Annotated in this window: 8 protein-coding genes; 4 read left to right on the top strand and 4 right to left on the bottom strand. The window is 49.1% G+C overall.

Annotation, left to right across the window (positions count from 1 at the left end):
• The first annotated feature begins 121 nt into the window (after positions 1-121).
• Together BZJ18_RS08720 and BZJ18_RS08715 are read left to right on the top strand one after the other, a co-directional pair.
• Positions 122-829, top strand: a complete 708-nt coding sequence (locus tag BZJ18_RS08720; RefSeq protein ID WP_077456143.1) for a DUF3581 family protein — start codon at positions 122-124, stop codon at positions 827-829.
• 76 nt (positions 830-905) lie between these two features.
• On the top strand, positions 906-1,730 hold the full coding sequence (locus tag BZJ18_RS08715) for an HDOD domain-containing protein (RefSeq protein ID WP_077456142.1): 825 nt from the start codon (positions 906-908) through the stop codon (positions 1,728-1,730).
• Between the two features lie 120 nt (positions 1,731-1,850).
• Here the strand turns inward: BZJ18_RS08715 and BZJ18_RS08710 are convergent, their stop codons facing one another.
• The gene (locus tag BZJ18_RS08710) at positions 1,851-2,753 is read right to left on the bottom strand and encodes a LysR family transcriptional regulator (RefSeq protein ID WP_069587666.1); all 903 of its coding nucleotides are present in this window, start codon (positions 2,751-2,753) and stop codon (positions 1,851-1,853) included.
• Between the two features lie 195 nt (positions 2,754-2,948).
• Between BZJ18_RS08710 and BZJ18_RS08705 the strand changes: the two genes are divergently transcribed.
• Both BZJ18_RS08705 and dld read left to right on the top strand, forming a co-directional pair.
• Positions 2,949-4,640 (top strand): L-lactate permease, encoded by a 1,692-nt coding sequence (locus BZJ18_RS08705; RefSeq protein ID WP_077456141.1) that lies wholly within the window; start codon positions 2,949-2,951, stop codon positions 4,638-4,640.
• A gap of 109 nt (positions 4,641-4,749) precedes the next feature.
• Positions 4,750-6,540, top strand: coding sequence for a D-lactate dehydrogenase (gene dld, locus BZJ18_RS08700; protein ID WP_077456140.1), 1,791 nt, complete (start codon positions 4,750-4,752; stop codon positions 6,538-6,540).
• 39 nt (positions 6,541-6,579) lie between these two features.
• Here dld and BZJ18_RS08695 read toward each other — a convergent pair whose 3' ends face one another.
• The 3 genes from BZJ18_RS08695 to hrpA all read right to left on the bottom strand — a co-directional run bounded on the left by BZJ18_RS08695 (position 6,580) and on the right by hrpA (position 12,322).
• Positions 6,580-7,437, bottom strand: a complete 858-nt coding sequence (locus tag BZJ18_RS08695) for a DNA ligase (protein WP_077456139.1) — start codon at positions 7,435-7,437, stop codon at positions 6,580-6,582.
• Between the two features lie 172 nt (positions 7,438-7,609).
• Positions 7,610-8,245, bottom strand: a complete 636-nt coding sequence (locus BZJ18_RS08690) for a murein L,D-transpeptidase catalytic domain family protein (RefSeq protein WP_077456138.1) — start codon at positions 8,243-8,245, stop codon at positions 7,610-7,612.
• A gap of 183 nt (positions 8,246-8,428) precedes the next feature.
• Positions 8,429-12,322 carry an ATP-dependent RNA helicase HrpA gene (hrpA, locus tag BZJ18_RS08685; RefSeq protein WP_077456137.1) on the bottom strand — a complete coding sequence of 1,298 codons (3,894 nt, stop codon included), beginning with the start codon at positions 12,320-12,322 and terminating at the stop codon, positions 8,429-8,431.
• Positions 12,323-12,467: the final 145 nt, after the last annotated feature.

The following is a 12,467-nucleotide window of genomic DNA, read 5'->3' as shown; positions in this document are numbered from 1 at the left end:
GTTTCTTTAGGAAAAAATGCTCGACAGCGATCACTAACCGCTAATGCAACGACTGGCTAGACCAATCAATCGGTCCGCTTGGGTTACAATACTCACTTCTTTATCGCTTTTGTTAACAATTATGCAACTTGAACGTTATTATAGTGAGCAGGACGGAAAACTGCTTTTTACTCGCCAGCAAGCCAGTGACTTTGCTAAACGTGTTGCCGGTGACTTTAACCCTATCCACGATACTGAGGCATCACGCTTTTGTGTACCCGGCGATCTTCTGCTCTCTATTTTGCTTGCAAAGATTGGGATCAGTGAGCATATTCAGATTCATTTTAATGGCATGATCAGTGCGAACACGCCATTAAAGATTGTCGAAACCGAGCATGAAGTCACTGTGGTCGATGAAAACCAAAAGCTCTATCTTACCCTGACCCGCCGCGGTGCTGTGCGACACGACCCTGCGCTTGCTAACGAAATTGCTCAGCACTATGTACAGTTTTCAGGTAAAAACTTTCCCCATATCATGGTGCCATTGATGCGTGAGCAGCAGATGATGATCAATACCGATCGWCCGCTGGTGATGTATGAGAGCATGAGTCTGTCGTTTGATGATTTACAAATTAGCTCGGCAGAAGTTGCCCTTTCTAGCTCAACCATGAGTGTTAACGGTAAACGTGGCAAGGTCGATCTCTCGTTTGATTTTATGGTTGGAGATAGGCGTGTCGGTCATGGTTGCAAGACAATGGTCGCCAGCGGGTTACGCCCTTATTGTGAAGACGCGATTCAAGATTTGGTTGAGCGTTTTAATGCCCGCAAGCAAGCATACTGTACGACTTAGTTTTTTGCATTTTATCTGCACCCATGTTTCGCCCTGATCTATAGTTAGATGAGGGCGTTTTTATAGGAAAGTTATTATGCAATCCAGTAGCTTAGTTGAGCGTATCGATAAATTACCGAAGATCCCTAAAATTGTGCAAGAACTGATTGACTTGGTAAACAGTGACAGTGCCGATCTCAATCAAATTGCGGACAAAATTTCATACGATCAAGTGATTTCAGCCCGAGTACTCCGCTTATCAAATTCCGCCTATTTTGGACGAGCCCGGAACATTGGTTCTGTCAATGAAGCAGTCATTCGGCTTGGGCTTGGCCCCGTGCGCACCCTCGTCGTTTCAAGTGCATTAATGAGTGCGTTTGACGTCGATAGCGAATTGGATATCGACGCATTTTGGCAGCACACCTTTGAAGTAGCGACCATCAGCAAAGCGCTCGCGGGCTCATTAAAAATGGATCCGAATGAGGCGTTTACTGCGGGGATGCTTCATAACTTGGGCGAATTGCTGATCATGACCACCGCTTATGAACAGCTTGATAGGATTAACCTACATATAGAAGCGGGTAAACCCAAGCAAGAAGCGCAGGAACTCATTTTAGGTGTCACCAGCGCAGAGTTAGGCGGTGAGTTAGCACGTAGGTGGAATTTTCCTGATCGGCTTTGCGATGCAATTCGCTATCAATTTACGCCCGTCCATCAAGAACAATTCTCGCCCCTGGCCGGTATCTTACGACTGGCGGGGAAAGTCGACGAATCATGGCAGGAGTTTGTCACTACCGACTCCAAGCTCGAGTGGCTTAATCAGCAGCTCGAATACAATATGCTCGGCTTTCCTAAAACCGTGGTCGCCGCCGTTGATGATGTGATCGGCAAAGGCCGTGAAATGGCTAAGATGCTGAAATAGTTAAATCTGACTATACATAGAATACAAGCGCCATCGCCATCCAGCATGGCGCTTTTTGGTTGTCACCGAACGTTGCCATTGCAGCCAAATAAACTCGGTATCTGTTTATACATCACCTTGCTAGAAACAATGGCGAATATCTAAATACTTTTGCCGAATGTGCTCAATGAGTAAGCGGATCTTCTTTGGTGGCTGACGGGTAAACGGGTACACGGCATAAATCCCCAATCGCTTGCCCACCTGATCGGGAAACAGATCAATCAAGTCGCCCCGAGTAATATCCTGATAAACCAAACAACGCGGGACATACGCAATACCGTGTCCCCCAAGCGCGCCTTTCCTCAATGCAATGGGGTTATCCGTCGAGAGATTCCCCGACACTTTAATCATTTGGTTTTTGCCCTCACCTTTAAATTCCCAATCACTTGCCCCTGTGGTTTGATAGGCATATTGCAAACAGTTATGGGCTTTCAGATCATGAGGTTGCTGCGGACGACCATGACGTGCAATGTAGCCCGGTGCGGCACAAACCACCCATTGAGAGTCAAGAATATGTCGAGCAATCAAACTGGAGTCTTCGAGATAACCGGTACGGATTACCAAATCAAACCCTTCATCAATCAAATCAACAAAGCGGTTTTCTAACGACATATCAATGGTAAGCCCCGGGTATTGGCTACAAAATTCCGCGACTGCCTCTGCTAACAGTAACTCACCAGAAATCGTTGGTACCGAGATTTTGATATGGCCACTGATCGCCTCACCAAAGCCCGAGACAGCATCAAAGGCTTCATCAGCGGCTTGCTTCACAGTTTTTGCGCCTTGATAGAGTGTCCGCCCCGCATCCGTCAGTGTCAGCTTTCGGGTTGTTCGATACAACAACTGAACGCCTAGACTCTCCTCCAGCTTCTTAATCCGTTTACTAACGACTGAATTTGTAAGGGAATTTATTTCGGCAACTTTGCTGAAGGAACCATATTCAGCGACTTGAGCAAAAAGTACGAGATCGTCTGTTTTCGGCATATTATGTCAATTATGGAAGTAATCATTTTCATTATTTCCATATATCAAGAAAATGTAAACGAGTAATGTCACATCCAGTTAACATCACGTCATCACGATGTCAGCAAAAAAACAACAGATGCGACAGCATAAAAATACGATGGCGTGCCTTGCTTTTACGTGAACTAACGGAAGAGACGTCTAAAAGGACAGACTATGACTGATACCCTCTACGCCCTTGTTGCGTTTTCCCCCATCGTGGTTGCTGCCATTTTGCTGGTGGGATTAAATTGGCCCGCCAAAAAGGCGATGCCAGTGGCATTTATCATGACAGTGTTAATCGCACTATTCCAGTGGCAAATGAGCCTTACTCGCGTCTCAGCCTCGATTTTACAAGGACTAATCATTACAGCCGCTGTCCTCTGGATTGTCTTTGGCGCGATTTTGCTGCTCAATACATTGAAACACACCGGTGCGATTACCGTGATCCGTAATGGTTTCACCAATATTTCTGATGACCGGCGTATTCAAGCCATTATTATCGCTTGGTGTTTTGGCTCTTTCATTGAAGGCGCGTCAGGATTTGGGACCCCCGCGGCAATCGCTGCCCCTTTGTTGGTTGCAATCGGCTTTCCTGCGCTGGCCGCCGTTGTGATTGGTATGATGATCCAATCCACGCCCGTCTCTTTCGGAGCAGTGGGAACCCCTATCATTGTCGGCGTCAATAAAGGGCTTGATAGCCACACTATTGGACAAACATTACTGGCTAACGGCAGTGACTGGGCCAGCTATTTACAAGCTATCACCACCCAAGTCGCACTCATCCATGCCATGATTGGCACCCTAATGCCACTATTGATGGCCATGATGTTGACCCGCTTTTTCGGCAAAAACAAAAGCTGGCGCGAAGGATTGGCCGTGGCGCCATTCGCCATTTTTGCGGGGTTAGCCTTTACCATTCCTTATGCCTTGACCGGGTGGTTACTCGGTCCTGAATTCCCCTCTCTACTTGGTGGATTAGTGGGTATTGTCCTAGTCACCACTGCGGCACGGAAAAACTTTCTTGTTCCCAAAAAGCACTGGGACTTTGATGATGCCTCTACGTGGCCGAGTCAATGGTTAGGCTCGCTTAAAATGGACCTTAAGGTTCAAGAAAAGCCCATGAACATGGCCATGGCTTGGGCGCCTTATTTACTCTTGGCACTGTGTTTGGTGATCAGCCGCGTCAGTCCAACGGTAAAATCACTACTAACAGATGTGAGCTTAAGTTTTAACGCGCTATTGGGAGAAACCGGCATTAATGCGGCGATTCAACCTTTGTATCTTCCTGGTGGGATCCTCGCATTCGTCGCCTTAGTTGCCACCTTACTTCACAACAAACGTCTCCAGCCTCTATTCAAAGCAGCGAATGAGTCTAGTAAAACACTCATCGGTGCAGGCTTTGTGTTGGTGTTTACCATTCCTATGGTGCGTATATTTATTAACTCAGGAGTGAATGCCGCCGATTTGGTCAGTATGCCAGTGATGACAGCGCGGTTTGCTGCGCAACTGGTGGGTGATGGTTTCCCTGCTCTTAGCGCCACCATTGGTGCATTAGGGGCCTTTATCGCCGGCTCAAATACCGTCTCGAATATGATGTTTAGTCAGTTTCAATTTGAAGTCGCACAAACACTGGGCGCATCAACCGTCACCGTGCTGGCACTTCAGGCCGTCGGTGCGGCAGCAGGTAATATGATTGCCATTCACAACGTCGTTGCCGCCTCCGCCACTGTGGGCTTATTGGGGCGCGAAGGCGCGACCTTACGTAAAACTGTGTTACCTACGATTTACTATCTGATTGCCGCTGGGGTAATTGGCATCATCGCGATACATGTGATTCAAGTTGCTGACATCCTGATGGCGGCGTAATCTGACGATGATAGGCCGAGCGCAGAACTCGGCCTGATTGACCTAATTCAAGCGGGCCAGCCCGGCTGACCCTCAGCCTTTTTGAATATATGGAAGGAAAGGAACGCTTATGAACACCCCATCACGTTTGTCCTCATCACAACAACAAGCATTGATACAAACGCTGACGGATATTGTCGGTCACAAGAACCTACTGACGGATGCAAGTCATACCCAACACTATCGCACTGGGTTTCGCTCAGGAGGAGGCAGTGCGCTGGCGGTCATTTTCCCGACCTCATTAGTGATGCAATGGCGTGTCTTGCAAGCCTGTGTTGACGCCGATGTGGTGATCATCATGCAAGCCGCGAATACGGGCTTAACCGAAGGATCGACGCCGAAGGGCGATGACTATGACCGCGATGTGGTGATAATTAATACCACACGATTAGACGGCTTACAGCTGCTTGATCAGGGCAAGCAAGTGATCAGCTTTCCGGGGACCACACTTCATCACTTAGAGCAAACCTTACGGCCTCTTAACCGAGCCCCGCACTCTGTGATTGGCTCGTCGTGTATTGGCGCATCGATTGTCGGTGGTGTGGCCAATAATTCTGGTGGCGCGTTGGTTAAACGTGGCCCTGCCTATACAGAATATTCGCTCTTTGCGCAGTTAAACGAAGCCGGTGAGCTAGTCTTGGTCAATCATTTAGGGATTGCGCTTGGCGACGATCCGGAAACCATTCTCGCCCGTGTCGAACGCGGCGATTATCGTCCTGAAGACATTACCACGGATACGCGCAAAGCCTCCGCGCATGATTACGAGCAAATCCTCCGTGATGTCGACGCAGATGGTCCTGCACGGTATAACGCCGATAAACACCGTCTTCATGAAGTGAGTGGCTGTGCAGGAAAACTGGCAGTGTTTGCGGTCAGGCTAGATACCTATCCCATTCCAGAGCGTGAAAAGGTGTTCTATATCGGCACCAACAATCCTGATGTTTTGTACCAGTTACGTCGCCGAGTGCTCAGCGAGCTGTTACATCTTCCCGAAGTGGCAGAATACATGCATCGCGAGGCCTTTAATATTGCTGAACGATATGGCAAAGACGTGTTTTTAGCCATTGGCCGACTAGGGACGGACAGCATTCCTAAAATGTTTGCCTTAAAAGCCCAAATTACCGCGTGGCTGGATAAAGTGCCCTTGCTGCCCAATTCACTGCCGGATAAAGTCATGCAGTACGTTAGCCAGCTTTTTCCGCAGCATTTGCCTTCTCGTATGCTCGCGTTCCGTGACCGCTTTGAGCATCATTTGATTTTTAAAGCATCAGACGAAGGTATTGAGGAAAGCTCGCAATTCTTGACGCAATTTTTTGCCGACCATGATGACAGCGACTTTTTTGTCTGTACCGAAGAGGAAGCCAAAAAAGCCATGCTTCACCGCTTTGCTGCTGCCGGCGCAGCGATTCGCTATCACACCATGCACAGCAATGATGTGGAAGATATTCTCGCGCTTGATATTGCATTGAAGCGCAATGAAAAACATTGGGTCGAGCAACTGCCTGATACCATTGAGTCACAATTGATCACCAAGCTCTATTACGGACACTTTTTCTGCCACGTCTTTCACCAAGACTACATTGTGAAAAAAGGTGCCGATGTACATGCAATTAAGGCAAAAATGCTTGCCCAGCTCAACGAACGCGGCGCGAAATACCCTGCCGAGCATAACGTGGGGCATCTCTATGCCGCCGAGCCCGATTTAGCTCATTTCTACCATCAGCTTGACCCAACCAATAGTTTTAACCCGGGGATCGGAAAAACCAGTAAGAAAAAATACAGTGCAGACTGTCAGTGCCTTGATCACCAGCTTCGTCATCGAGCAAGCCAGGACACGTCACCCGCCACGCATGAGCACTAAACCGACCTGCAAACCCGCCAACCGTTAGGCGGGTTCTTTTTAAAGCATGGGTTTCTCGCGAATAAAACGCGCAAAGCGTGGGATGCCCTTTTCCGTCACACCAYTGTGCCTAACCAAAATGGTACTGCCGATTTCAGGTGGTTCAGCCCGCTGTGCATCGCTAAAGCCTGACCCCACGCGAAACTCAGTACCATCCGCAAGGCGTACCACTAAGGCCCCCATCAAGCCTTGTAACCGACCTTTTCCGGGCGTCATGCCAACAACGGTGGCATCTTTCTCTTGGTAGGTTTTTAGCTTGACCAAGCTCTCTACCCGATCTCCCAAGTACAGGCTATCGGGATGATGCAGCATCAACCCTTCCCCTCCCGATTCATTGATGGCAATAAGCTGTCCTTGGAGCGCGTCATTGTCAGTCACTGGCGTTTGCTTTACCAAGGCTAAGAACGGCGATGCGCTGTTGGCGACTATCTTTTTCAGTGCTGCATAGCGAGCAGAAAACGGGCCAGGTTCATCCGGTAAATCAAACGCATAAAAACGAACGTTCTGCCACGCGTCAGGGTCTGGTTTATCGTCCAACACGGTACGCAACACGGTTTGAAACTCGCCTCTTCCGGCCCATAACTCACCATCTAAAGGCGTCGTTGGTAGCGTTCGTATCAATGCATCCGGTGCGTGAATGGGATTTCCTTGTCGGGTTAAGAATTGCGTGCCCGTCCAATAGGCGCGGATCCCATCCAGTTTTTCACTGGCCCAATAGCCACGATAGTCATGTTCGGCAATCTGCCCGTCAACACCATGCATCAACGCTGGCGCGGACGGTGCAGCATCCCCATCACTGCTAGGAAACAGGGTAAACGCGGAGAGTAAGCATAAAGTAACAGGATTTAGGCGTGCCATGCATTCCTCCTTAGTGGTTAAGGAGCATACGCTAGCGCGATAAAAGGCGTCTCAACATGCCTTTATTTTTTGTTGGTAGAGAATTTGCGTTCACGATGAACAATGTGCAGGTGTTACATCGCCCACCGTGAAATGACTCGTGAAACCTCGTCCGCTGCGCAATCAAGAACCATCAAGCTTGGCTGGCAAACGCATAGATAAAGGTGCCATTTTTTATTGCATCAATCACGCGCGCGGATAAGTAGCTAGGTAACGCCGGGCAGCCCCAGCTTCTACCTAATTGGCCGCTTTGTTTAATCACCTTAGGATGAGCATAATCGGCACCGTGGATCACGATCGCTCTTGCGCGCGCATTATCGTTTAAGCCCTTCGAAAGCCCATCTAAACGCAGTGAGTAGCCATGTTTACCATGATAGGTTTCAGCCGCACGATAAACCCCTAACGATGTTTGCAAGGAATTAATCTGATTCGAGAAACGCTTTGCGTAAAGGGCGCCACTATTTTTGCCATGAGAGACATAAGAGCGAAATAACACTTGGCGTTTTTTTACATTGATTACCCAAAACCGCTTTTCTGACGACGGTTTGCCGTAATCAATCAGCGTCATCACCGGCTTGCTACTTTGGTTGTGCTTAAAATGGCGATACGCATCAGAAAAGGCCTGATACGACACCTCACCAGCGAGGTTGAGAGACTGATATAAACCACTGACCTCATCTTTAAAACTGGCCCATACTGTGGTTGGCATGCTGAGCGCTAACACATAAAAAACTACCCGATACCAAGGGGCCACACCTGCTTGTTTCATTTTTCTGCTCCTTACTTTGCCACTGCAACACGAACGACCGAGCCGTTTGTTGTCCGTATTGGCAAAAACAAAAACCGTGCCATTTGACACGGTTTCTATTAACTATTGATATTTATATAAATTAATTATCGTTCAAGATTTATCCTTTCACTGACGTCACACGGCGGCACGACCTTGCCGCGTTTAAATCGCCGCAATGGCGTTTTTAATCCGCTTGTCTGAAATCGGATAAGGCGTACCCAGTTGCTGCGCGAAGTAACTCACTCGAAGCTCTTCAATCATCCAGCGTATAGCTTTTACCTCATCAGGGAGAGTTTTGCCTTTCGGTAACTTATTCAGCAACGCCTTATAGTCATTCATCACAGATTCAATCTTGAGCATATGACTGCGATCTCGCGCTGGATCAATCGGCAGCTTCTCTAACCGACGCTCTATCGCTTTCATATAGCGTAAAATATCGGGCAGCCGCTGCCAGCCTGATTCGGTAGCAAAGCCTTTGTAAATCAGCCCTTCTAGTTGAGCTTTGATATCCGACATCGCAAACGCCATCGAAAGATCCACTTTGCCTTTTAGCTTTTTATTGATGCTAAAGGCATGGGTTAAAATCTGTTCGACTTGTTGAGCAATATCCACCACAGTATCACCTAGATCCGCACGCACCGTCTCTTTAAGAGCTTCGAATGCTTGCGCTTCCCAGGTTAACCCGCCGTGTTGCTCAATGAGTTTATCCACGCCACAGGCGATACAGTCATCAATCAAATCCAAAACACGGCCATAGGGGTTAAAATACAGACCGAGTTTCGACTTGTTGGGCAAATGGGTGTGCAGGTATTTTATCGGCGATGGCACATTGAGCAAGACCAATCGACGCTGCCCCGCTTGCATGGCTTTATGTTGTTGATCTTCCGTTTCGAAGAGGCGGATCGCGACACTGTCTTTTTCATCGACTAAAGCCGGATACGCTTTGACTTCAAACCCGCTGCGCTTTTGCTGGTAGCGTTTCGGCAGTTCCCCAAATGTCCATTGGGTGAGTCCTTGCTGTTCAATGTCATCATCCGCCACATCCGATAACGTCGCTTGCACCTTATCTTTCAGTGACAGTTTCAGTGCATGAAGATCTTCGCTTTCAGCCAAGGTGCGATTTTTATCATCCACAACGCGGAATTGAATGCGCAGATGCTCTGGCAATTGCGCCACATTCCAGCTGTCGCGCGCAATGGTGACACCGGACATCTGCTTTAGGGCTTTTTCCATGCTATCGAGCAAAGGCGCTTCCATGGGCGTCACTCGTTGCAAGACCGCATCCGCATAGTTTGGTGCCGGAACAAAGTTACGTCGTATCGGCTTAGGCAAAGATTTAATCAGCGCGACAATTAGCTCGTGACGTAGCCCGGGGACGTGCCAATCAAAGCCTTCTTCTGACACCTGATTAAGGATCGGCAGTGGGATATGCACCGTCACCCCATCGTGGTCWTGGCCCGGCTCGAATTGGTAGCTTAATTTGAGTTTTAGGTTGCCTTGATGCCAAAAATTGGGGTAATCCAGCTCCGTGACATGGCTAGCGTCGCCTTGCAATAGCATGGCTTTTTCAAAGTTAAGCAGGTCCGGATTGTCTTGACGTGCCTTTTTCCACCAGGTATCGAAGTGACGCCCACTGACCACGCTATGATCGAGGCGCTGATCGTAAAAGTCGAACAAGGTATCATCGTCTGCCAAAATATCGCGCCGGCGAGATTTGAGCTCGAGCTCCTCCACTTCCGCCAACAGCTTTTGGTTTTGGCGGAAAAAGGCATGTTTGGTTTGCCAATCCCCCTCAACCAATGCCGAACGAATAAACAGCTCACGGCTAAGCACCGGGTCAATGGCGCCATAATTGACGTTACGGCTGGCGACAATCGGGATCCCGTATAGCGTGACCTTCTCGCTGGCCATGACAGCCGCTTGCTTGCGTGACCAATGTGGTTCACTGTAGCTGCGCTTAATCAAATGCTGCGCCAATGGCTCCACCCATTCAGGTTGGATACGCGCAACAATTCGCCCCCAGAGTTTTGAGGTTTCAACCAGTTCGGCAACCATCACCCATTTAGGCTGCTTTTTGAAAAGCCCAGAACCCGGGAAAATATGGAACCGTGCATTCCGTGCGCCTTGGTATTCGTTCTTTTCTTGGTCTTTCAGGCCAATGTGGCTTAATAGCCCTGCTAACAGTGCCATGTGAACGGCCTGATAACTGGCAGGCTCTTGGTTAAATTGTGCATTTTGCTCTTTCATTACTTGGGTGATTTGATAGTGAACGTCTTGCCACTCTCGCACCCGCAAGTAATTGAGATAGTCTTTTTTGCACTGTTTACGGAACTGGTTATTCGATAGCGCTTTTTGCTGCTCTTTGACGTAATCCCAAAGGTTTACATAGGCCAAAAAGTCCGATTCTTTATCGGCAAAACGACGATGTTTTTCATCCGCTTGTTGCTGCTTATCCGCTGGACGCTCACGCGGATCTTGGATCGCTAAGGCCGCGGCAATTACCATCACCTCATTTAAGGCACCATGCTTGGGCGCCTCAATCACCATGCGTGCCAAACGCGGGTCAATCGGCAGTTTAGCTAAGGTTTTACCAATCGCGGTCAGCTTACGTTTATCAGTGGCTTGGCCGGGCTTGATCGCCCCCAGCTCTTCGAGCAAACGGACACCATCTTTGATGTGACGGCTGTCAGGCGGCTGAACAAACGGAAAGGCTTGAATATCACCGAGCCCTAATGCCGTCATTTGTAAGATAACGGAGGCTAGATTCGTCCGCAGAATTTCTGGGTCGGTAAATTCAGGACGGCCTAAAAAGTCCTCTTCGCTATATAGGCGCACACAAATGCCTTCCGACACACGGCCACAGCGCCCTTTACGCTGGTTAGCACTGGCCTGTGAAATCGGCTCAATTGGCAATCGCTGCACCTTGGTTCGGTAGCTATAGCGAGAAATCCGCGCCGTACCGGGGTCAATCACATACTTAATGCCCGGAACGGTTAGCGAGGTCTCGGCGACGTTGGTGGCCAGTACAATCCGGCGTCCCGAGTGAGATTGGAATACACGATTTTGCTCGCCAGCAGAAAGCCGCGCGTATAAGGGTAAAATTTCGGTGTCGCGCAGTTGACGACGCTGAAGGTAATCGGCGGTGTCGCGGATCTCACGCTCACCGTTCATGAAAATCAGGATATCACCCGGCCCTTCAAGGCACAGCTCATCGACCGCATCGCTGATCGCTTCCAGCTGGTCACGATCGCTATCGTCCTCTTCCACTAATGGACGGTAGCGCACTTCCACCGGATAAGTACGGCCAGACACCTCAATCATGGGGGCATTATTGAAATGCTTAGAAAAACGTTCAGGATCGATGGTTGCCGATGTAATGATGACTTTGAGATCGGGGCGCTTGGGCAATAACTCGCGCAAATAGCCGAGAATAAAGTCGATATTCAAGCTGCGCTCGTGCGCTTCATCGATAATGATGCAATCGTACTGATTCAGATACCGATCGTGCTGGATTTCGGCCAACAAGATCCCGTCCGTCATCAGTTTGACTTGCGTCGCCTCTGAGACTTTGTCATTAAAGCGCACTTTATAGCCCACGCTGCTGCCTAACTCGACGTCAAGCTCTTCAGCAATCCGTGAGGCGACCGAGCGTGCAGCCAAGCGACGTGGCTGAGTGTGACCTATGGTACCGGCGACGCCTAGCCCAAGCTCCATACAGATTTTGGGCAGCTGAGTGGTTTTGCCTGAGCCCGTTTCCCCCGCAATGATCACGACTTGGTTGTTCGCGATTGCCTCGGCAATGTCATCTTTCTTCTGACTGACTGGCAACTCTTCCGGGTAGCGAACGGTTGGCGTATTGGCTCGACGGGCGAGCAGGCGCTGCATACTCTGCGCCATTTCAGCGGCAATTTGATCGTACACCGCCTGTTTGGCGTCGTCTTTTTTGATTTTTTGTGCGCCATGGATGCGCTTTTTAAAACGAAAACGGTCTTGCAGCATACAATCGTTTAACGCTGCAAACAGTGTCTCTGACGTGTTGTGATGACGTGAACTCAAGGCGATTCCTGCTTACTGCTTAATCTTTTAAGGCGTTTATCAGTGTCACAGCCGATAAATAAGGTTGATTGGAGACGCATCCTATCACAAAGTAAAAAGAAACAAAGCCGCGCCATCGACGCACAAACCGCCAATACGGTGTTGC

Source organism: Salinivibrio sp. IB872 (genome assembly GCF_001995345.1).
GTDB lineage: Bacteria > Pseudomonadota > Gammaproteobacteria > Enterobacterales > Vibrionaceae > Salinivibrio > Salinivibrio proteolyticus.
Note: the sequence above shows the minus strand (reverse complement) of the source record. Positions and strands in the feature narration are given on the sequence as shown.

What these genes read in the sequence shown, in the direction of transcription:
- BZJ18_RS08690 (WP_077456138.1), bottom strand. Translation starts at nt 8,245, where the DNA reads ATGAAACAAGCAGGTGTGGCCCCTTGGTATCGGGTAGTTTTTTATGTG.
- dld (WP_077456140.1), top strand. Translation starts at nt 4,750, where the DNA reads ATGAACACCCCATCACGTTTGTCCTCATCACAACAACAAGCATTGATA.
- BZJ18_RS08705 (WP_077456141.1), top strand. Translation starts at nt 2,949, where the DNA reads ATGACTGATACCCTCTACGCCCTTGTTGCGTTTTCCCCCATCGTGGTT.
- BZJ18_RS08710 (WP_069587666.1), bottom strand. Translation starts at nt 2,753, where the DNA reads ATGCCGAAAACAGACGATCTCGTACTTTTTGCTCAAGTCGCTGAATAT.
- BZJ18_RS08715 (WP_077456142.1), top strand. Translation starts at nt 906, where the DNA reads ATGCAATCCAGTAGCTTAGTTGAGCGTATCGATAAATTACCGAAGATC.